This window comes from Ectothiorhodospira sp. 9100, from assembly GCF_022227565.1.
GTDB lineage: Bacteria > Pseudomonadota > Gammaproteobacteria > Ectothiorhodospirales > Ectothiorhodospiraceae > Ectothiorhodospira > Ectothiorhodospira marina.
Genome location: NZ_JAJNAN010000029.1, coordinates 1 through 21497, shown reverse-complemented (window position 1 = coordinate 21497; position 21497 = coordinate 1). Strand labels below are relative to the sequence as shown.

The following is a 21497-nucleotide window of genomic DNA, read 5'->3' as shown; positions in this document are numbered from 1 at the left end:
ATGAAGTACGCTTCGGGGCGGACCCTCCGGTCCGCCCTTCACGCCTGAGACCCTCAACGATCATGGACACGGCTGTCCTCACATCCTGGCTTCACCTGTGGCACACCCCCGGCGTCGGGCCCGCCCTGTTTCGTCGCATCCTGGATCAATACGGCACACCCGAGGCCTTCCTGAAAGCCCCTCGCGGTGCCTGGCGCGGTCTGGACCTGAGGGACGAGGCCATTGCCGTCCTGGAAGGGGATCACCCACCTGCCGGCGTGACCGCCGACCTGGACTGGGCGACGATGGATCATCACCACATCCTGACCCTGGAAGATGCCGGTTACCCGCCGCGCCTGCGGGACATTGCCACGCCGCCCCCCGTGCTGTACGTGGTGGGCGACCCCCAGGTGCTGCACTGGCCCATGCTGGCCGTGGTGGGCAGTCGCCACCCCACCCCGGGCGGCCGCGAGACTGCCGAGGCCTTCAGCGCCCATCTGGCACGCCAGGGCCTGGTGATCGCCAGCGGCCTGGCACGGGGGGTGGACGCCGCGGCCCATGGGGGCGCCCTGGCGGCAGGCGGCCTGACGGTAGCCGTCACCGGCACGGGCCCGGACCGCATCTACCCGGGCACCCATCGGTCCCTGGCCCGACGTCTGGTGGCCGAGGGGGCCATGGTCACGGAATTTCCCGTGGGCACACAGGTCAAGCGGGAACACTTTCCCCGTCGCAACCGCATTCTCTCGGGCCTGAGCATCGGCACCCTGGTGGTGGAGGCCGCGGCCCGCAGCGGCTCTCTCATCACGGCACGCCGTGCCGTGGAACAAGGGCGCGAGGTTTTCGCCATCCCCGGCTCCATCCACAACCCCATGGCCCGGGGCTGCCACCGTCTGATCCGCGAGGGCGCCAAGCTGGTGGAAACAGCCGATGACATCCTGGAGGAGCTGGGGGCTCATGCCCTTGTTCCTGCGACGCCCCCGCTCCCCACCCCGGCCTTCCCCGGGCACGCCAGCGATCGCCCTGACCCGCCCGGGGCGCCGGAACCGGACCACGCACACCTGCTGGAAGCCATGGGTCACGACCCGGTTTCGGTGGATCAACTGGTGGGCCGCACTGGATTGACCGTGGCCATGGTTTCCTCCATGCTGCTGCTCATGGAGTTGCGCGGCCAGGTGGCCTCACTGTCCGGTGGTCGTTACGTCCGCCTGTAGCCGGAATAGCGAAGATGAAAGAGAACGTGCTCGACGTATTGATGTATCTGTTTGAAAATTATATTGATGACGATACGGAGTTGGAGCCGGATCGCGAGCAGCTGCATAACCTGCTGCTGGATGCCGGCTTCCCGGTCGCCGAAATCAACAAGGCCTTTGACTGGCTGGAGAACCTGGCCAACCAGGACACCTCGCTCAAGACCCTGCACACCGACTCGGCGCTGCGCCTTTACACGGAGCCCGAGATGAACCGTATGGATGCCACCAGCCGTGGCTTCCTGCTGTTCCTGGAGCAAAATGGCGTGCTCAGCCCATCCACCCGTGAGGTGGTGATCAACCGCGTCATGGACCTGGACACGGAAGAGATCGGCCTGGATGAACTCAAATGGATCACCCTCATGGTGCTCTTCAATCAGCCTGGCCAGGAGGCCGCCTACACCTGGCTCGAGAGCCTGATGTTCGAGAACCCGCCGGAGTATCTGCACTGACCCCCTGCCACACAACACAGGTAGCCAGGCCATGAGCAAGCACCTGGTCATCGTCGAATCGCCCGCCAAGGCCAAGACCATCAAGAAGTACCTCGGAAATGATTTTGAGGTATTGGCCTCCTATGGTCATGTGCGCGACCTGGTGCCCAAGGAGGGTGCCGTGGACACCGAGCATGGCTTCCACATGAACTATCAGATCATTGATCGCAATGAAAAGCATGTGGAGAGCATCGCCCGGGCACTGAAAAAGGCCGATAGCCTGATTCTGGCCACTGACCCCGACCGTGAGGGAGAGGCCATTTCCTGGCACCTCTACGAGTTGCTGAACGAGCGTGGCCTGCTCAAGGATAAGGACACCCAGCGGGTCGTATTCCATGAGATCACCCAGCGGGCGGTACGCGAAGCCATCGAATACCCCCGTGGCCTGTCCAACGACCTGATCAATGCCCAGCAGGCGCGCCGCGCCCTGGACTACCTGGTGGGTTTCAATCTCTCACCGCTGCTATGGAAGAAGATCAAGCGTGGTCTGTCCGCCGGACGGGTACAGAGCCCGGCCCTGCGCATGATCGTGGAGCGGGAACAGGAGATCGAGGCCTTTGTCAGTCAGGAATACTGGACAGTGGATGCCCATGCGGCCAAGGATACCGAGGACTTCACGGCCCGGTTGCAGGTCTACGCCGGCAAGAAGCTGGAACAGTTCGACATCAACAACGAGACCGATGCCCAGAAGGCCCGCGAGACCCTGATGGCGTCCGCGAACGGGCGCCTGCATGTGGCCAAGGTGGAAAAGAAGCAGCGGCGCCGCAACCCGGCTGCCCCCTTCACCACCTCCACCCTGCAGCAGGAGGCCTCGCGCAAGCTGGGCTTCTCCGCCAGCCGTACCATGCGGGTGGCGCAGCAACTCTACGAGGGTATCGACCTGGGCAGCGGGCCCATCGGCCTGATCACCTATATGCGAACCGACTCCTTCACCCTGTCCAATGACGCCATTCAGGAGATACGGGGGCTGATCGGGGAGCGTTACGGCAAGGAGAAGGTGCCGGACAGTCCGCGCATCTACAAGACCAAGTCCAAGAACGCCCAGGAGGCCCACGAGGCCATCCGCCCCACATCGGTACAACGCCTGCCCGACGAGGTGAAATCCCATCTCTCCCAGGACCAGGCCCGGCTCTACGACCTGGTGTGGAAACGCACCGTGGCCTGCCAGATGATCCACGCCATCCTGGACACGGTGGCGGCCGATCTGCAGGCAGGCAGCGCGGACCATGTCTTCCGGGCCACCGGTTCCTCCGTGCGCGACCCCGGCTTCATGGCCGTCTATCGGGAAGACCAGGACGACGCCAAGGTGGAAAGCGACGAACGTCTGTTGCCGGAACTCAAGGAAGGCGAGGATATCGACCTGCGGGACGTGCAGGCAGACCAGCACTTCACCGAACCCCCGCCGCGTTACTCCGAGGCCAGCCTGGTGAAGGCGCTGGAGGAACATGGCATCGGTCGGCCCTCCACCTATGCCTCCATCATCAGCACCCTGTTGCAACGGGAATACGCCGAGCTGGTGAATCGGCGTTTCGTGCCCACGGACATCGGCCGCATCGTCAACACTTTCCTCACCCAGCACTTCACCCAGTACGTGGACTACGACTTCACCGCGCGGCTCGAGGATGAACTGGACGAGATCTCCCGGGGCGAGAAGGAATGGGTGCCGGTGATGGAACGGTTCTGGAACCAGTTCCATGAGCAGGTGAAGGAGAAGGATGCCTCGGTCACCCGTGAGGAAGCCGTGCAGGCACGGGAAATCGGGACCGATCCCAAGTCGGGCCGACCCGTCTCGGTGCGCATGGGCCGCTACGGGCCCTTCGTGCAGATCGGCACCAAGGACGACGAGGAAAAGCCCCGTTTCGCGGGTCTGCGGCCCGGCCAGAAGATGGACAGCATCACCATGGACGAGGCCATGGCCCTGTTCAAGCTTCCCCGCGAACTGGGAGAAACCCCTGAAGGGGAGCCGGTGCTGGTGAACATCGGTCGCTTTGGCCCCTACGTGAAATTCGGGGACCGCTATGCTTCCTTGAAGAAGGAAGACGACCCTTACACCATCGAACTCCCCCGAGCCCTGGAACTGGTGGCCGAGAAGAAGGAAATCGACGCCAACCGCTTCATCAAGACCTTCGAGGAGGAAGGCATCCAGGTGCTCAACGGCCGTTACGGCCCCTATATCACCAACGGCGCCAAGAATGCCCGCATCCCCAAGGATCAGGAACCCAAGGACCTGACCCTGGAGCAATGCCAGGCGCTGCTTGCCGCGGCGCCCGAGAAGAAGGGCCGTGGTCGCAAGGCTCCAGCCAAGAAGGCGGCGACCAAGAAGGCCGCCACGTCCAAGAAAACCACCACCAAGGCGAGCACCACGAAAAAGACCTCGGACGCATCCCCGGAGACCGGCAAGACGGCCACGAAGGCCGCCAGCAAGTCCACCACCAAGGCCAAGACCACCAGCACCAGCAAGAAGTCCACGGGCAGCGGTACCAAGGCCAAGGCGTCCACGGGGAAAGCGACCTCCCGTCAAGGCAAGAAATCGGCCGAGGACAGCACGGCCGGCGTCTCCAGCGGCACCTGATCACAGGCATCTCGGATGGCCAGACTGACCCGGGACGTGCAGCATGCCGCCGCCATGATCCGCGGTGGAGGCTTGGTGGCCTACCCCACCGAGGCAGTGTTCGGCCTGGGCTGTGACCCTCGCAACGAACTGGCGGTACATCGCCTGTTGACCGCGAAACACCGGCTGCCCGACAAGGGGCTGATCCTTATCGCTGCCGATTTTTCCCAGCTGGGGCCGTTTCTGCGGCCCGTGGACGCGGCGCTCCACGCACGGGCCATGGCCCGTTGGCCGGGCCCTGTCACCTGGCTTTGGCCCTGCCGGCCCGACGTGCCCCGCTGGCTCACCGGAAATCGGGACGTACTGGCCGTGCGTATCACCGATCACCCTCTTGCGGCAGATCTCTGCCGACAGGCCGGGGGTGCCCTGGTCTCCACCAGCGCCAATCGCTCCGGCGAGGCGCCGGCCCGGGATGCACACACGGTACAGCAGGCCCTGGGCCAGTTACTGGACACCATCCTGGAGGGTGAGACCGGGGGCCGGGAGAAACCCAGCGAGATTCGGGATCTGGTCACCGGCGACATCGTTCGGGATGGCTGACGCGACCGAGCAAGGATCATGAGCGACACACCTCAACTGCCCCCCATCCTGGACTACTTCCGCCACCTGCAGGACAACATTTGTCGGCAACTGGCAAAAGTGGACCCGAAGGCCCCCTGGGTGGACGACGGCTGGGAGCGCGCCGAGGGCGGCGGTGGCCGCAGCCGGGTGCTCAAGGGTGGCACGGTCTTCGAACAGGCCGGGGTCAATTTTTCCCACGTGCGGGGGGGGCGGCTGCCGCAGACGGCCAGTACGCGACGACCGGAACTGGCCGGACGCAGCTTTGAGGCCACCGGCGTCTCCCTGGTGATCCACCCCCTGAACCCCCATGTGCCCAGTTCGCACGCCAATGTGCGCTTTTTTCTGGCCGAGAAGCCTGGGGAGGCACCGGTATGGTGGTTCGGTGGTGGCTTCGATCTCACCCCCTATTACGGTGTGGAGGCCGACTGCGTACACTGGCATGAAAATGCCCGGCGGGTATGCCAGCCCTTTGGGGATGATGTCTACCCACGTTTCAAGGCAGCCTGTGACGAATACTTCTTCCTGAATCACCGCAACGAATCACGGGGTGTGGGCGGTCTGTTCTTCGATGACCTGAATGCCTGGGGTTTCGAGCGCTGCTTCGAGTTCGTGCAGCGGGTGGGGGATGGCTATCTGGATGGCTTTGGGCCCATTGTCGAGCGCCGCAAGGACACGCCCTACACGCAATCACAACGGGATTTCCAATTGTACCGGCGCGGGCGTTATGTGGAGTTCAATCTGCTCTACGACCGGGGGACGCTGTTCGGTTTGCAGTCGGGGGGGCGCACCGAGTCCATTCTCATGTCCATGCCACCGCTGGTGCGCTGGGAATACAATCACCAGGCAAAACCGGGCACCCCCGAGGCTGAATTGGTGGAACGGTTCCTCCAGCCCAGGGACTGGCTGAGCCCGGCGGTTCGTCATCAGGCCTGAGCGGGCTCCACGTCCACAAACTCGTTGATCACTGTATCGGTGCGGGCGTCCACCTCATACAGGCGCACGGCATAACCCCATAGATTGGCCAGATGCTGAAGCACGCGCCGGGCGTCCTTTTCTTCCAGCAGACGACCATCCTGGGCACGATGCTCCAGGATCAGCTTGCGATCCCCGGCCAGATCCACGTCCACCACCTGGATATCCGGCTCGTGCCGGGCCAGGTCGTATTGGGCTGACAAGGCCCGACGCACCTCCCGATAGCCTGCGTCGTCATGAATGGCTTCCACCTTCAGATGGGGCTCATCCGCATCATCGTGAACAGCGAACAGGCGCATGTCCCGCATCACCTTCGGCCCCAGGAACTGAAGGATAAAGCTCTCGTCCCGGTATTCCGCCCAGGCGTGCTTCCAGGTACCCAGGAAATCCCCGTTGCCGGCAATCTCCGGGAACCAGCGCCGATCCTCCTCCGTGGGCGCAAGGCACACCCGCTTGAGGTCCTGCAGGATATTGAAACCCAGAGCATAGGGGTTGATGCCCGAGAAACGCGGGTCATCGAATTCCGGCTGGAACACCACATTGGTGTGCTGGTGCAGAAACTCCATGAAGGCCCCTTCGGTCACCTGACCGGTCTCATGGAGCCGGTTCATGATGTGATAGTGCACCGAGGTGGCGCAGCCTTCGTTCATCACCTTGGTCTGTTTCTGCGGATAGAAATATTGCGACACCATGCGCACGATGCGCAGGATCTCCCGCTGCCAGTGCTCCAGCCTGGGCGCCCGTTTCTCCAGAAAATACAACAGATTTTCCTCGGGCAGACCCAGGGCCTGGCGACGTGCACTCACATCCTGGGCGCCAGGCTCCTCATCTTCATCACCGCGACGCGGCAGGGTGCGCCACAGGTCGTTGAAGGTCTGCTCCTCGTAGCGGGCCCGGTCACGCTTGCGCTGCATTTCCTGCACCAGATTGAGGGGCTGTCGACGCGGGTAGCGGTGCACCCCGTGGGACATCAGGGCGTGGGCGGCATCCAGCACCCGTTCCACCTCCCAGCGACCATAGCGTTCCTCGCACTGAGCCACATAGGACTTGGCGAAATCCAGGTAGTCCAGGATGCCCTCGGCGTCGGTCCATGACTTGAACAGGTGATTGTTCTTGAAGAAATGGCTATGCCCGAAGGCGGCATGGGCCATGACCAGGGTCTGCATGGTCATGGTGTTCTCTTCCATGATGTAGCACAGGCAGGGGTTGGAGTTGATGACGATCTCGTAGGCCAGACCCGTCATGCCCTTGCGGTAGTACATTTCGTCGCGCGCAAAATGCTTGCCGAAGGACCAGTGCCGGTAGAACAGGGGCATGCCCATGGAGGAGTACGCATCCAGCATCTGCTCGGAACTGATCACCTCCACCTGACTGGGGTAGGGATCCAGGCCCATCTCATCGATGGCGATGCGCTCGATGGCGTCATGGGCCCGTTTGATCAGGGCGTAATCCCAATCGGCACCGGTGTAGAGGAGTGGGGCAATGGCATTCATGGTCTTTGGTCTCCTGGTTTTGCGATCATCCGGGCTTCACCTCCCCCCTCACCCCAACCCCTCTCCCCAAAGGGGAGAGGGGCTCGAACCAGCTTCTCTCCTCCGGGAACATGCGCTCCCTTCTCCCCTCCGACAACAGCTGACTCCCTTCTCCCCTCCAACAACAGGTGGCTCCCTTCCTCCCCTCCAACAACAGGTGGCTCCCTTCCTCCCCTCCAACAACAGGTGGCTCCCTTCTCCCCTCCGGGGAGAAGGGCTGGGGATGAGGGGCGCAGCGGGCACCTACCGTCTCAGCTCCACCGGCGTGAACAGATCCCGGAACACCGGGAAGATATCCCCCCGGTCACGCACCTTGCGCATGGCCAGGGGGCGGCCGGAGGTTGCCAGGCGCTCATACACCTGCCACAGATCCGTGGTCATCTCCCAGCCCCGATCTTCCGCCACCTCGATGTAGGCGAAATACCGACACACCGGCAGGATCACCGATTCCATCATCTCCAGCACCGCCGGGTTGTCGGCGGGCGTGTTGTCCCCATCGGAAGCCTGCGCCGCATAGATGTTCCAGTCCGCCGGGTCATAGCGATCTGCCACCACCTTGCGCATCTCATCCAGGGCTGGCGACACCAGGGTGCCGCCCGTCTCCCGGGAGTAGAAGAAGGTGTCTTCATCTACCTCCTGGGCAATGTGGGTGTGGCGGATGAAGACGATGTCCACATACCGATAACGCCGCTGCAAAAAGAGAAACAGCAGCATGAAGAATCGCTTGGCCAGATCCTTCATGTCCTCGGTCATGGAGCCGGAAACATCCATCAGACAGAACATGACGGCCTGGGAGATGGGCCGGGGCACCGGGGTAAACCGGTTGTAACGCAGGTCGATGGGGTCGATATAGGGAATGGACCGGGTGCGCCGGGTGGCCTCCTCCCGCATCTGGATGAGCTTCCGCAGCCGTTCAGGCTCCTTGCCGGTGCGCTCCAGGCGGTCGATCTCCTCGTCCAGGGCACGGGTTTCCTCCCGTTTGGGCCGGCGCAGGGCCAGGCGACGGGAGAGGGAATTGCGCATGGTCCGCGCCAGGTTGAGGTTGGAGGGTGAGCCGGACACGGAATAACCGGCCCGCTGGATGCCATGGCGCTCCACCTTGGTCACCTGGGTGCGCACCAGATCGGGCAGTTCCAGGTTCTCGAAGAACAGGTCGAGGAACTCATCCTTGCTCACCGTGAACTGGAAGGGATCCTCGCCCTCGCCCTGCGGACTGCCGCCCCGACCGCGCCCGCCCTGCCCGCCTTCCGGCCGCGCAATGGTGTCACCGGCCACGAACTCCTTATTGCCGGGCACCACGTGGTCCCTCACGCCACGGCCCGTACCCTTGCGGAAACTGGGCTCCTGCAGGCCATCGGCGGGGATGCTGATCTCCTCCCCGCCATGACCGATGTCCGCCACCTTGCGACGTGACGACACGTCCCGCACCGCGTCCAGGATCTGACGCTTGGCACGGCCGATGAAGCGCTGGCGATTGGCCAGGCTCTTGTCCTTGGGGTTCAGACGGCGGTCGACGATATTCACCACAGGGGGCGCACCTCCCGCAGACCAGGCCTCAGCCCGCCTGCTTGACTCGCATGTACCATTCCACCAACCGGCGGACCTGGCGTTCGGTATAACCGCGTTCCACCATGCGCTGCACAAAGTCGTTGTGCTTGCGCTCCATCTCCGAGTCCGTCTTGGCCCCGAAGCTGATCACCGGCAGCAGGTCCTCCACCTGGCTGAACATGCGCTTCTCGATCACCTCGCGGATCTTCTCGTAGGAGGTCCATGAGGGCATCTTGCCCCCCTGAGCGGCTTGGGAGCGCAGGGCGAACTTGACCACCTCGTTACGAAAATCCTTGGGGTTGGCGATCCCGGCAGCCTTCTCGATCTTGGTCAGTTCCTGGTTGAGGGACTGACGGTCCAGCAACTGGCCGGTATCCGGATCCTTGAAATCATGATCCTCGATCCAGGCATCGGCATAGGCCACGTAACGCTCGAAGAGGTTCTGCCCGAAGTCGCTATAGGACTCCAGATACGCCTTCTGGATCTCGTTGCCGATGAAGTCCGCATAGCGCGGTGCCAGTTCCGCCTTGATGAACTCCAGGTAACGCCGCTCCGTCTCCTCCGGGAACTGCTGACGACGAATGGACTGCTCCAGCATGTAGAGCAGGTGTACCGGATCGGCAGCCACCTCACGGGTGTCGTAATTGAAGGTCTCGGAGAGCACCTTGAAGGCAAAGCGGGTGGAAACCCCATCCATGCCCTCATCCACACCGGCCATGTCACGGTATTCCTGCATGGACTTGGCTTTGGGATCGGTATCCTTGAGGCTCTCACCGTTGTAGACCCGCATCTTGGAAAACAGATTGGAGTTCTCGTGCTGGCGCAGGCGACTGAGCACCGAGAACTTGGCCAGCATGTCCAGGGTGGCCGGCGCGCAGGAGGCCTCCGCCAGTTCGCTGGTCTGGATGAGCTTCTCGTAGATCCGCGTCTCCTCATTCATCCGCAGGCAGTAGGGCACCTTGACGACGGAGATGCGGTCGATGAAGGCCTCGTTATTCTTGTTGTTCTTGAAGGCCTGCCACTCGGACTCGTTGGAGTGAGCCATGATGATCCCCTGGTAGGGGATGGCACCGATATTCTCCGACCCCATGTAGTTGCCTTCCTGAGTGGCAGTGAGCAGGGGATGCAGCATCTTGATGGGCGCCTTGAACATCTCGACGAATTCCAGGATGCCCTGATTGGCCCGATTCAGGCCGCCGGAGTAGCTGTAGGCATCGGTATCGTTCTGGCTGTACAGTTCCAGCTTGCGGATATCCACCTTGCCCACCAGCGAGGAGATATCCTGGTTGTTCTCATCCCCCGGTTCCGTCTTGGACACCGCGATCTGCCGCAGTCGCGAGGGAAAGACACGGCCCACCGAGAACCGGGAGATATCACCACCAAACTCATCCAGCCGCTTGACCGCCCAAGGCGACATCAGCCCCGAGAGACGCCGACGGGGAATCCCGAAACGCTCTTCCAGATCCTGCCCCATGGCCGGATCAAACAGCCCCAGGGGGCTCTCGAACACCGGGGAGACCTCGTCGCCGGCCTTGAGCACATAGACGGGAAACTTCTCCATGAGCGCCTTGAGCCGCTCCGCCAGGGACGATTTGCCGCCCCCCACCGGGCCCAGCAGATAGAGGATCTGCTTGCGCTCTTCAAGACCCTGTGCCGCATAGCGGAAGAAACCGACGATGCGCTCGATGGTCTCCTCCATCCCGTAAAAATCCTCAAAGGCGGGATACACCTTGATGGTGCGATTCATGAAGATGCGACCCAGGCGCTCATCCTTGGCGGTGTCCACAATCCTGGGTTCGCCGATGGCCTGCACCAGGCGCTCGGCCGCGGTGGCATACCGCATGGGATCGTCCCGGCATCCTTCCAGGTACTCACTCAGAGACATGTCGGCCTCCTGCCGTTTCTGATAGGAACGTGCATACTGCGCAATCAAGGCTTCGGCCGAATCCATCGTAATCACCCCCTTGTTGGAGTCCGATCACACTGGGCATTCCCCATGTAAAGGGGATACCACAGTCAGATGTTGTCGCACCCGATTCGCCAGGCCGCCCCGTTGCTCGAACGGGGCCCGGGAGGGAAAGGCCTGCCATGGGATCGTGGGTGGGATGCCCGTGCCTTTTCAAAGCGTGGCCCGTGGCTCGTCTCTTGAGTTGGACGGTGCCCCGGGCAAGCAGTTCCTGTGCATACCCGGGTTTTTGTCTCAGGATTGTGCAGGCGCACCCTCACCCACTCGGCAACCCGGTAAAATGGATCTGCCGGATATTGACTGAGCATAGACCATGGCAGCGGGCATTCATGATCCGCGGGCCAATGACCCAACTTCCCCGCCTCCGGGGACCGGAGTTCAACATGGAACCCAAAGACAGCACCATCAACGAGGCCTTCAAGGGTTTCACCAACGACGCTTGCCCGTTCATGCCCTGCCACCAGGGCGTGAAACGCGAGTTCAATTGCCTGTTCTGTTATTGCCCATTGATCGCCTACGAGTGCCCTGGCCCTTACCGCGTGATCACCGACCGCCACGGCATGAAACGCAAGGACTGCAGCCCCTGCAACCTGCCCCATAACGGCTACCTGCAATCGTGGAGTTTCATCCAGAAATGGCTGGAACGGCCCATCCTGTGGGATGGTCATGAGCAGACCCGATACACAGTCAGCCTGCCCGAGGAGGCAGAACCCCGACGGGCAGGCTCGACAGGGGAGTGATTGACCGAGATCACGTGAAATCAAGGCCCAGCCCACCAACTGTCCACCAAGGTTGACAGTCTTTAAAACGCGCGGGTAGGATCAGGCGATCCGGGGACCAAGGAATCTGCCCCGCCTGTATTGTTCGCCTCCGCCCGCCGGGCGGGGGCGATAAATCCTTTTCGCGGGAGCGTACGTATGCGAATCCTCTTCGTCCATCCGAACTATCATTCCGGGGGCGCCGAAATCGCCGGTAAATGGTCCCCCGCCTGGGTGGCCTATCTGGCCGGCTACCTCAAGACCCATGGCTACACGGACTACACCTTCGTGGACGCCATGACCGACGACATCTCCGACGAGGATCTGCGCAAGATCTTCGCCGAGGCCCAGCCGGACATCATCGCCTGTACCGCAGTGACCCCCGCCATCTACAAGGCGGAGGAAACCCTCAAGATCGCCAAGGAAGCCTGCCCCAACGCAGTGACCCTGCTGGGCGGAATTCACGCCACCTTCATGTTCCAGCAGGTGCTTACCGAAGCCCCGTGGATCGATGCCATCATCCGTGGTGAGGGCGAGGCCGTCACCCTGGATCTGGTGCGCACTGTGGATGAAGGTCGTTGGCCGGAAGCCCGCAGTGAAGTGCGCGGCATCGCCTACGTGGAAGACGACCAGGTGGTGGCCACGCCCGCTGCCCCCACCATCCGCGACGTGGACTCCATCATCCCCGACTGGGGCGTGCTGGACTGGAAGAAATACATCTACATCCCCATGGGCGTGCCCGTGGCCACCCCCAACATGGCCCGGGGCTGCCCCTTCACCTGTAGCTTCTGCTCCCAGTGGAAGTTCTGGCGTGACTACCGGGTGCGCGATCCCAAGAAGGTGGTGGACGAGATCGAGATCCTGGTCAAGGAGCACGGTGTCGGCTTCTTCATCCTCGCCGACGAGGAGCCCACCATCAACAAGGCCAAGTTCGTTGAGTTCTGTCAGGAGCTCATCGACCGCGACCTGGGCGTGCTCTGGGGTATCAACACCCGCGTGACTGACGTCATGCGCGACGAGGATCTGCTGCCCTTCTACCGCAAGGCGGGCCTGGTACACATCTCCCTGGGCACCGAGGCCGCCGCACAGCTCAACCTGGACCTGTTCGTCAAGGAAACCACGGTGGCCCAGAACAAGCGCGCCATCGAACTGCTGCGCAACGCCGGCATCGTCACTGAGGCCCAGTTCATCGTCGGCCTGGAGAACGAGACCGCCGAGACCCTGGAAGAGACCTTCAAGCTGTGCATGGACTGGAATCCGGACATGGCCAACTGGGCCATGTTCACCCCCTGGCCCTTCTCGGACCTGTACACCGAGATGGGAGACAAGGTGGAGATCCACGATTTCGCCAAGTACAACTTCGTCACCCCCATCATGAAGCCCACGGCCATGACCCGGGGCGAACTGCTGGACCGGGTGATGCACAACTACCGCCGCTTCTACATGAAGAAGGCCTTCCTGGGTTATCCCTGGGAGCGCAACCCGCTGCGCCGCAAGTACCTCCTGGGCTGCCTCAAGGCCTTCTTGAAGAGCGCCTTCGAGCGCCGCTTCTACGACCTGGGCAAGGCCGGTTACTGGGGTCCGCAGTCCCGCAAGACGGTGGACTGGAAGTTCGACCACTCCCGCAAGCTGGTCAAGCCGGACGCCCAACTGGAAGAGCAGATCGTCAAGTGGAAGAGTGCCCCGGCCCGCAAGCGTGGCGGCAAGCCCGCCAAGGCCGGTGCGGCTACCGAGGCCTCGCAGATGGATCCGTCTCAGGTGAAAATCTGTGGTGGTGGCGATCAGCAGCTTGAAGAGAGCTTGGACGACGCCAAGATCAAGGAGAAGATCAAGGAAAACGCCTGATCCAATCAGGCCGACCCTGCTCTAACCTGATCCGCAATTGTAAAGGGCGCCCATGGGGCGCCCTTTTGCTGTCTGCTGAGGAAAAACCCTGTGATCGATGACCCTACTGCCCCCATCGACTTTCCCGCCCTGCCCCAGGCCGGCCTCCGCCAGGCCAAAGCGCTGATGATCCAGGGCACCAGCTCGGATGTGGGCAAGAGCCTGCTGGTGGCCGGCCTATGTCGGGCCTATGCCCGCCGGGGGCTCAAGGTGCGGCCCTTCAAGGCACAGAACATGAGCAACAATGCCGCCGTCACCGCCGACAGCGACTTACCGCCGGGATCCGATGGCCAGGTGCCCCGGGGCGAGATCGGTCGCGCCCAGGCCTTGCAGGCCCGCGCCTGCGGTGTGGAGCCCTCCATCCACATGAACCCGGTGCTGCTCAAGCCCCAGACCCTCATCGGCTCCCAGGTGGTGCTGCGCGGTCGAGTGCTGGGGAATTGCCGGGCCAAGGTCTATCACAAGATGAAGCCACAGTTGCTGCCGGCGGTGCTGGACAGCTTTCACCGCACCGCCGCCCAGGCGGACCTGGTGCTGGTGGAGGGCGCCGGCAGCGGCGCCGAGGTGTACCTGCGCAAGTCCGACATCACCAACATGAAGCTGGCGGAACTGGCCGACCTGCCGGTGGTGGTGCTGGGCGACATCGACCGGGGCGGTGCCCTGGCGGCGATCGTGGGCACCCATGCCCTGCTCAACGAGGCCGAGAATGCCCGCGTGGTGGGTTACATCATCAACAAGTTCCGGGGCGATCTGTCCCTGTTCGAGCCCGCCTGCGAACTCATGACCCAGCGCACCGGCTGGCCCTGGCTGGGGGTGGTGCGCTGGTTCGAATCCGCCTCGCGGCTACCGGCGGAAGACTCCCTGGCCCTGGAGAGGCCCGCGGAAGGTGAGGGTCACGGCCTCAACATCGCCGTACCGCAGTTCTCCCGGGTGGCCAATTTCGATGATCTGGACCCCCTGGCGGCCGAACCGGGCGTGAGCGTGCACTGGGTGAAGCCCGGCACACCGATACCCCGGGAAACCGATGTGGTCATCCTGCCAGGCTCCAAGTCCACCCGCGCGGATCTTGAAGTGATGCGCCGTGAGGGCTGGGATATCGACATCCTGGCCCATGTGCGCCAGGGCGGGTGCGTGGTGGGCCTGTGCGCCGGATTCCAGATGCTGGGCCGGGTGGTGCGCGACCCCCAGGGTATCGAGGGGGAACCCGGCGAGACACCGGGGCTTGGACTGCTGGACGTGGACACCGAGATCAGTGGTGAGAAAAAGCTCATCGACCTGAATGCCACAGACCAGACCAGCGGCTGCCGTGTCACCGGCTACGAGATGCACATGGGCCGCACATACGGCGCCGGGCTGGAACGCCCCTGGCTGATGCTGGAGGACAAACAAGGCAAGCCCCGCCCTGAAGGCGCCATGTCTGCCGATGGCCGGGTCGCCGGCGCCTACGTGCATGGGATCTTTGGCAATGATGACTTCCGCGCCCACTGGCTGCGCCGGGTAGGCGCCGAGGCCTCGACCCTGGATTATGAGGCCCGTGTGGAAGCCGCCCTGGAGGCCCTGGCGGATCATTGCGAAGACAACCTGGACCTGGACGCGTTGCTGGCGCTGGCCACATGACATCAGGGGTGAAGATGGCCCGCGTTCTCATGATCCAGGGCACCAATGCCGATGTAGGCAAGAGCCTGGTGGTGGCCGGCCTGTGCCGGGCCTTCACCCGCCGCGGCCTGACCGTGCGCCCCTTCAAGGCGCAGAACATGAGCAACAATGCCGCCGTCACCGTGGACTCGGATGCCCCAACCCGGGCCGATGGCACGCCCGTACGGGGCGAGATCGGGCGGGCCCAGGCCCTGCAGGCCCTGGCCTGCGACGCATCCAATTCGGTCCACATGAACCCGGTCCTGCTCAAACCCCAGAGCGACAGGGACAGCCAGGTGGTATTGCGGGGCCGGGTGCTGGGCACTTGGTCCGCCGCCGGCTATCAGGCCATGAAGACGGACCTGCTGCCCGCCGTGGTGGACAGCCTGCACCGCCTGGCCGCCGAGGCAGACCTGGTGCTCATCGAAGGGGCGGGTTGCGGCTCGGAACGCTATCTGCGGGCCCGCGACATCACCAACATGGGGCTGGCTGAGGCGGCGGACATTCCCGTCATCCTGCTGGGTGAGGACGCCCGGGGCGGCATCACTGCCTCCGTGCTCGGCTCGCACCAGCTCTGGACCGACTCGGAGCGAGGCCGCGTCCAGGGCTATCTGGTGAACCGCTTTCGCGGCGATCCAGCGGTCTTCGCCCCCGCCGCCGAGGAGATGACCCAGGCCACCGGCTGGCCCAACCTGGGCCTGATCCGCTGGTTCGATGGTGCCACGCGCCTGGCCCAGGAGGACTCACTGGCCCTGGACCAGCAGCATTCAGGTTCAGGTCGCGGTCTGCGCATCGTTGTGCCACGCCTGCCCCGGGTGGCCAACTTCGACGACCTGGACCCCCTGGCCGCCGAACCGGGCGTGGACGTGCGCTGGATTGCCCCGGGCCAACCCCTCCCCCGGGACGCCGACGTGGTCCTGCTGCCCGGCTCCAAGGCCACCCGCAGTGACCTGGAATGCCTCTACCGGGAAGGCTGGCACCACGACATCCACACCCACGTGCGCCACGGCGGCCATGTGGTGGGCCTGTGCGCCGGCTACCAGATGCTGGGCCGGATGATTCGTGACCCGGACGGGATCGAGGGTTCGGCCGGCGACACCCCTGGCCTGGGCCTGCTGGACATGGAAACCACCCTCACCGGCGACAAGCGCCTGCTGGACCTGGACGCCAGGGACCAGCGCAGCGGCCAAAGCCTCACCGGCTACGAGATGCACATGGGCCGCACCACCGGCCCCGCCCTGGAAACCCCCTGGCTCACCCTTGAGGACACCGAAGACACCCGTCCCGAAGGTGCCCGCTCCGCCGATGGCCGCATCATGGGTGGATACGTCCACGGTATCTTCGCTGCCGACGGCTTCCGTCGCCACTGGCTGGAAGGCCTGGGTGCAAAAACCTCCGGGCTCCATTACGCTGAGCGAGTGGAGGCCACGCTGAATGCCTTTGCGGATCAGCTGGAAGAGGATCTTGACCTGGATCGGCTATGGGAACTGGCGCGACCACCGGGGCCCAAACAGCGCTAGAGGGACCGCAAACTGATGAAATCAATGGCATTCGAGGCCTGCCCATGAACCGTATTGCGATCATTGGTGCCGGTATGGCCGGACTGGCTGCCGCACGACGCCTGGCGGACCAGGGGTATGACTGTACGGTGCTCGAAAAAAGTCGGGGCCTGGGCGGGCGCATGGCCACCCGCCATGCCGACGCATTGCGATTCGATCACGGGGCGCAATACTTCACTGCGCGAGGCGAGTCACTGAAGGCATACGTGCGAGGCTGGCAGCAGGAGGGGGTCGTCGCGGAATGGGGACCAGACCGACTGGTCGGTTGCCCCGGCATGACCGCGCCGGCCTGGGCCATGGCCCACGGCCTGAACATTCATCGCAACTGTCGGATCACACATCTGGAACACCATCCGGAGGGCTGGCACCTGCACGCTGAGCCAGGCCCGGATCATGAGGCCCTGGCAAAGCCCTTCGACGCCGTCCTACTGGCCATTCCCGCCCCCCAGGCCATCACCCTGGCCGCCACTGCGGGGATCCAGTTCCCGGCAATGGCGCAGGTGCGCTACGCCCCCACGATCACATTGATGGCCGCGTTCGATCACCCCCTCTCACTTCCCGATGTGGCACTTGAGCCCACCCAGGGGCCGTTGGCATGGATCGCCCGCAATGCCACCAAGCCGGGGCGGGACGCCGAACCTGAAACCGTGGTAGCCCATGCCGGCAGCGAATGGTCACGGGCCCACGTGGACACGCCGGCCGAGACACTGGGTGAACCCCTGCTGGAAGCCTTGCGTGCCATTGTGGGCAAGGCGCAGCCGTTCCATTGGCAGGTTCACCGCTGGTTGTATGCCCGTGTGGAGCAGGCCGTCGGAACACCATGCCTATGGGATGCCCAACAGCGGATCGGTGCCTGCGGCGACTGGGCCCTTGGCGCCCGTGTGGAAGCGGCCTTCGACAGCGGCGAGGCACTGGCTGCGGCGGTGATCCGGTCCACAGGCGTCGACCAGGGTCAGGCCAAAGGACCCAACCCGGAACCCTCTGCCTGACAGACACCACTCCTTCCTTGACCAGGAAGCCCCCCGTCCGTACTCGGGCGTCAATTGTCTCCCCGGCGCGGAGTCAATCTTTGCTGGTCTATACGGGTCAAATCGGTTGGAAGCAGGGTTATGCCCCTATATATTGACCAGTCCACGTGGTTTAGGGCTGCTGCGCCCACGTGACCGTGCCTCCTCAGATGGGGTGGCAACACCATCGCCCATAGGAAACGAAAACATGGCCGAGCTGGAAGATCGCTGGTTATCAGTAGACGAGATAGGCAAGCACCTTGGTGTCAGCAATGACACCGTGTACCGCTGGATCGACAAACACGCGATGCCCGCCCACCGTATGGGACGATTTTGGAAGTTCAAAAAGCTCGAGGTAGACGAGTGGGTCAAAGCCGGGGGAGCCGCCGAAACACCACGCAAAGGTGAGCGTCGCGAATGACCGAGGGCAGGTATCGCATCTCCTTCACGTCCGGCAGCCTGTATCACCGCGAATCGGTGAAGTTGGCCGAACTGTACCTCTCGCTCCGTGACTGGGAAGAAGTTCGGGCGCAAGCGCTGCGTGACAACCTGCTCCAGGCCAGGACCGAAAGCACGGCAAAGCGCACCTGCAGAGAGGCTCTAGCACGCCTGCAGAGGTTGAACGATCGCGAACTGGCGTTCCTGCCAGAGGCCAACCACCAGGATCAGGCTCACCTCCTATGGGTTGCGGTGTGTCGTCTGTACCAATTGATTGCGGACTTTGCGGTGGAAGTGATCCATGAGCGGTTCATTATGATGAATCTGGACCTCAGCTTCGAGGACTTCGATGCCTTCTATAACCGCAAATCGGAATGGCATGACGAGCTTGATAACGCCAGCGCTTCAACGCGCAACAAATTACGGCAGGTTCTGTTCAGGATGCTGCGTGAGGCTGGGTTGTTAGGGAAAGACAAAACCATCAACGCGGTGCTGCTAAGCCCGAGGCTGGTCGAGCTGCTGAGTCAGCACCAACCTGATGAGTGTCTTTACTTTCCAGTCCATGAATCAGATATCAAAGGGATGTCCACTTGACTCAAGACATTGCCAAAATGCCGATGCAGGATCGGCTACAGCACTTGTTCAGCGTGGTTTCCGGTCAGCGATTCCTGCACAAACAAGGCTTGGGTAATGAAGTGCCATTCTTCATCTGCCCCTTCCAGCCAGAAGAAGCGGTCGAAATGGAGCGTCTTCAGCGGCAGTTGGTCAATCGCCTAGAGCAAGCGGGCATCAGGATTCTGAGCATCAACCTGTATGACCTTGCCATCGATATCCTGAAACAAAGAGAAATCTGGGACCAGGTGGTGCAGCTCGAGCCCACCGTCTCCAAGGATCAACTGAAAGAATTATTACAGGGTGTGCTTGACCCTGAAGCTCACTTGGTACCCGCCATTGCGGCAAAACTCCACCCCGATGAGTTTGATGTCCTGTTTCTTTCCGGGGTGGGGGAAATATTCCCCTACATACGCTCCCATAACGTGCTCAACAACCTGCAAAGCACGGCCAAAGACCGGCCAACGGTGATGTTTTTCCCTGGGTCCTACACCCACTCGCTGGAAACCGGGGCATCACTGGACTTGTTCGGCCGGCTGCATGACGACAAGTACTATCGTGCATTCAACATCTTTCATTACGAAGCCTGAACGGACGACAGCATTCGAGGCGTAACCATCAAGGAAAAGTGCAATGACATTGAAGAACATTTTTCTAAAGCCCGTTGACCGCCCCATTGAAGGCGTCATCAAAGCCGATGATGAAGCCAGTCTTCGCCTCGAGATTGAAGAATACGTACTGACCAACGAAGTCGAGAAGCGTCTTGAAGAGTTTCTGGATGCTTACAACAATTACGAAGGCGCCAACGGTGTATGGGTGTCCGGCTTCTTCGGGTCAGGTAAGTCGCACCTGCTCAAGATGCTGGCCCTGTTGCTCGAGAACCGGGAAATGGGTGGTGCCTCCACCCTGGATCTGTTCCTCCCCAAATGCAGTGACAATGAAATTCTCCGGGGCGACCTGAAGCGAGCCGTCTCAATTCCGGCAAAGAGCATTCTGTTCAACATTGACCAGAAAGCCGATGTCATTAGCAAAACCCAGATCGATGCCCTTTTAGCCGTGTTCGTTAAAGTCTTCGACGAGATGTGTGGCTACTATGGCAAGCAAGGGCACATTGCACAGTTTGAGCGCGATCTGGACAGCCGCGGCCTGTACCAGCAGTTCAAAAACGAGTACGAGGGCATCGCCGGTCGTTCCTGGCACAAAGGCCGGGAGCAAGCGCTCCTGGAGGGTGCCAATATCGCCAACGCCTACGCGGCTGTGACCGGCGGCGACCAGCAGTCAGCAGCGGGCATTCTCGACAAGTACCGCAGCGAATACCGAGTGTCGATTGAGGATTTCGCGGACAACGTGAATGCGTACATTGAGAAGCAGGCAAAAGAGGGGGGGCACGAAGAGTTCCGCCTCAACTTTTTTGTGGATGAGGTCGGTCAGTATATCGCCGACAACACCAAGCTGATGACCAATCTGCAAACCATTGCCGAGAGCCTCGCCACCAAATGTCGGGGCCGGGCCTGGATTATCGTCACCGCGCAGGAAGAGATGAAAGACGTGGTGGGCGAAATGAGCAAACAGCAGGGCCACGACTTCACGAAAATTCAAGCGCGCTTCAATAACCGCATGAAGCTGTCCAGCGCGGACGTTGCAGAGGTCATCCAGAAGCGTCTGCTGACCAAGACCGAAGATGGCGTCAATCAGCTATCGGACGTCTACCATGCTCAAGCCAATAACTTCAAAACACTCTTCGGCTTCGCAGATGGATCGGCCACCTACCGAAACTTCCGGGACAGGGACCACTTCATCCACAGCTACCCCTTTGCCCCATACCAGTTCGCGCTGTTCCAATCAGCAATCCAGAATCTGTCGCAGCATAATGCCTTTGAGGGTAAGCATAGCTCTGTCGGTGAACGCTCCATGCTGGGCGTTTTCCAGCAGGTGGCCATCCAGATCAGCAACCACGAAGTGGGTCAGCTGGCTACCTTCGACCTGATGTTTGAGGGCATACGCTCTGCACTGAAATCACAAATACAGCGTGCGATTATCCAGGCAGAGAACCACCTGGATAACGCCTTCGCCATCCGCCTGCTGAAAGCCCTGTTTCTGGTGAAGTATGTCAAAGAGTTCAAGCCCACGGTGCGCAACCTCTGCGTGTTGATGCTGGACGCCTTCGAACAGGACCTGCCGGCGCTTCGCGACAGGGTCGAGGAGGCCCTCAGTCTCCTGGAGCAACAGACCTACATACAGCGTAATGGAGATCAGTACGAGTACCTCACGGATGAGGAAAAGGACGTCGAGCAGGAGATCAAGAACACGGAGGTGGAATCATCGGATGTTGCGGACGAGCTGGAAAAGATCGTCTTCGACCATGTCATCAAGCAGCGCAAGATCCGCCATGACGCGGGCTCATCCCAGAATCAGGGGCAGGACTACGCCTATTCGCGCAAACTGGATGATCGTCTGCATGGTCGTGAATACGAGCTGTCGATCAATGTCATCAGTCCGTTCCATGAGCATACCGACAACGAGCAAATGCTCCGTACAGCCTCAACGTATAAGGCGGACGAGCTGTTTGTGCTCATGCCGTCGGACGAGCGCTTGGTGCGTGATCTGCTCATGTTCAAGCGTACCGAGAAATACATCAAGCAGAATATTTCGGTCACCCAGCAGGCAGCCGTCAAACGCATCCTGAATGACAAGAGT

At 62.0% G+C, this 21497-nt stretch carries 17 protein-coding genes; 14 read left to right on the top strand and 3 right to left on the bottom strand.

Going from position 1 to position 21497, the window contains the following annotated elements:
* Positions 1-62 precede the first annotated feature (62 nt).
* The 5 genes from dprA to hemF are packed head-to-tail and all read left to right on the top strand — an operon-like array spanning position 63 to position 5822.
* Entirely contained in the window at positions 63-1190 is a 1128-nt protein-coding gene (dprA, locus tag LPW29_RS10075; RefSeq protein ID WP_238627893.1) for a DNA-processing protein DprA, read from the top strand.
* A gap of 14 nt (positions 1191-1204) precedes the next feature.
* Positions 1205-1678 carry a DUF494 family protein gene (locus tag LPW29_RS10070; RefSeq protein ID WP_238627892.1) on the top strand — a complete coding sequence of 158 codons (474 nt, stop codon included), beginning with the start codon at positions 1205-1207 and terminating at the stop codon, positions 1676-1678.
* A gap of 31 nt (positions 1679-1709) precedes the next feature.
* Positions 1710-4289: a DNA topoisomerase I gene (locus LPW29_RS10065; protein WP_238627891.1), complete on the top strand. Its 2580-nt coding sequence runs from the start codon at positions 1710-1712 to the stop codon at positions 4287-4289.
* Positions 4290-4304: 15 nt separating this feature from the next.
* Positions 4305-4868, top strand: coding sequence for an L-threonylcarbamoyladenylate synthase (locus LPW29_RS10060; RefSeq protein WP_238627890.1), 564 nt, complete (start codon positions 4305-4307; stop codon positions 4866-4868).
* Positions 4869-4883: 15 nt separating this feature from the next.
* Entirely contained in the window at positions 4884-5822 is a 939-nt protein-coding gene (gene hemF, locus LPW29_RS10055) for an oxygen-dependent coproporphyrinogen oxidase (RefSeq protein WP_370642785.1), read from the top strand.
* Here hemF and LPW29_RS10050 read toward each other — a convergent pair.
* From LPW29_RS10050 to LPW29_RS10040, 3 genes are all read right to left on the bottom strand, one after another.
* Positions 5813-7354, bottom strand: coding sequence for a SpoVR family protein (locus LPW29_RS10050; RefSeq protein ID WP_238627888.1), 1542 nt, complete (start codon positions 7352-7354; stop codon positions 5813-5815). The two genes, hemF and LPW29_RS10050, sit on opposite strands and share 10 nt — an antisense overlap.
* A 282-nt stretch (positions 7355-7636) precedes the next feature.
* A complete protein-coding gene (locus tag LPW29_RS10045; protein ID WP_238627887.1) occupies positions 7637-8920 on the bottom strand; it encodes a YeaH/YhbH family protein in 1284 nt (427 codons plus the stop codon).
* Between the two features lie 28 nt (positions 8921-8948).
* The gene (locus LPW29_RS10040; protein WP_238627886.1) at positions 8949-10892 is read right to left on the bottom strand and encodes a PrkA family serine protein kinase; all 1944 of its coding nucleotides are present in this window, start codon (positions 10890-10892) and stop codon (positions 8949-8951) included.
* A 398-nt stretch (positions 10893-11290) separates the two neighbouring features.
* Here LPW29_RS10040 and LPW29_RS10035 point away from each other — a divergent pair, with 398 nt between their 5' ends.
* The 9 genes from LPW29_RS10035 to brxC form a co-directional block, all read left to right on the top strand.
* A complete protein-coding gene (locus LPW29_RS10035) occupies positions 11291-11647 on the top strand; it encodes a cysteine-rich small domain-containing protein (RefSeq protein ID WP_238627885.1) in 357 nt (118 codons plus the stop codon).
* Between the two features lie 177 nt (positions 11648-11824).
* The gene (gene bchE / locus LPW29_RS10030; protein WP_238627884.1) at positions 11825-13510 is read left to right on the top strand and encodes a magnesium-protoporphyrin IX monomethyl ester anaerobic oxidative cyclase; all 1686 of its coding nucleotides are present in this window, start codon (positions 11825-11827) and stop codon (positions 13508-13510) included.
* A gap of 90 nt (positions 13511-13600) precedes the next feature.
* Entirely contained in the window at positions 13601-15166 is a 1566-nt protein-coding gene (locus LPW29_RS10025; RefSeq protein WP_370642783.1) for a cobyric acid synthase, read from the top strand.
* 14 nt (positions 15167-15180) lie between these two features.
* Positions 15181-16704, top strand: coding sequence for a cobyric acid synthase (locus LPW29_RS10020; RefSeq protein ID WP_238627883.1), 1524 nt, complete (start codon positions 15181-15183; stop codon positions 16702-16704).
* Positions 16705-16748: 44 nt separating this feature from the next.
* On the top strand, positions 16749-17732 hold the full coding sequence (locus LPW29_RS10015) for an NAD(P)/FAD-dependent oxidoreductase (RefSeq protein WP_238627882.1): 984 nt from the start codon (positions 16749-16751) through the stop codon (positions 17730-17732).
* 226 nt (positions 17733-17958) lie between these two features.
* Positions 17959-18171, top strand: coding sequence for a helix-turn-helix domain-containing protein (locus LPW29_RS10010; RefSeq protein ID WP_238627881.1), 213 nt, complete (start codon positions 17959-17961; stop codon positions 18169-18171).
* The gene (locus tag LPW29_RS10005; protein WP_238627880.1) at positions 18168-18782 is read left to right on the top strand and encodes a DUF1819 family protein; all 615 of its coding nucleotides are present in this window, start codon (positions 18168-18170) and stop codon (positions 18780-18782) included. Before LPW29_RS10010 ends, LPW29_RS10005 begins: the two co-directional genes overlap by 4 nt.
* Complete coding sequence (locus tag LPW29_RS10000) at positions 18779-19390, top strand: DUF1788 domain-containing protein (RefSeq protein ID WP_238627879.1); 612 nt, start codon at positions 18779-18781, stop codon at positions 19388-19390. The genes LPW29_RS10005 and LPW29_RS10000 overlap by 4 nt, the downstream gene beginning before the upstream one ends.
* Positions 19391-19433: 43 nt before the next feature.
* Positions 19434-21497: BREX system P-loop protein BrxC (gene brxC / locus LPW29_RS09995; protein WP_238627878.1), on the top strand; the 2064-nt coding region annotated here is incomplete at its 3' end.

Bases quoted from the DNA above. Each gene is read 5' to 3' on its own strand.
- dprA (WP_238627893.1), top strand. From the start codon at position 63: ATGGACACGGCTGTCCTCACATCCTGGCTTCACCTGTGGCACACCCCC.
- LPW29_RS10070 (WP_238627892.1), top strand. From the start codon at position 1,205: ATGAAAGAGAACGTGCTCGACGTATTGATGTATCTGTTTGAAAATTAT.
- LPW29_RS10065 (WP_238627891.1), top strand. From the start codon at position 1,710: ATGAGCAAGCACCTGGTCATCGTCGAATCGCCCGCCAAGGCCAAGACC.
- LPW29_RS10060 (WP_238627890.1), top strand. From the start codon at position 4,305: ATGGCCAGACTGACCCGGGACGTGCAGCATGCCGCCGCCATGATCCGC.
- LPW29_RS10050 (WP_238627888.1), bottom strand. From the start codon at position 7,354: ATGAATGCCATTGCCCCACTCCTCTACACCGGTGCCGATTGGGATTAC.
- LPW29_RS10040 (WP_238627886.1), bottom strand. From the start codon at position 10,892: ATGGATTCGGCCGAAGCCTTGATTGCGCAGTATGCACGTTCCTATCAG.
- LPW29_RS10035 (WP_238627885.1), top strand. From the start codon at position 11,291: ATGGAACCCAAAGACAGCACCATCAACGAGGCCTTCAAGGGTTTCACC.
- bchE (WP_238627884.1), top strand. From the start codon at position 11,825: ATGCGAATCCTCTTCGTCCATCCGAACTATCATTCCGGGGGCGCCGAA.
- LPW29_RS10020 (WP_238627883.1), top strand. From the start codon at position 15,181: ATGGCCCGCGTTCTCATGATCCAGGGCACCAATGCCGATGTAGGCAAG.
- LPW29_RS10015 (WP_238627882.1), top strand. From the start codon at position 16,749: ATGAACCGTATTGCGATCATTGGTGCCGGTATGGCCGGACTGGCTGCC.
- LPW29_RS10010 (WP_238627881.1), top strand. From the start codon at position 17,959: ATGGCCGAGCTGGAAGATCGCTGGTTATCAGTAGACGAGATAGGCAAG.
- LPW29_RS10005 (WP_238627880.1), top strand. From the start codon at position 18,168: ATGACCGAGGGCAGGTATCGCATCTCCTTCACGTCCGGCAGCCTGTAT.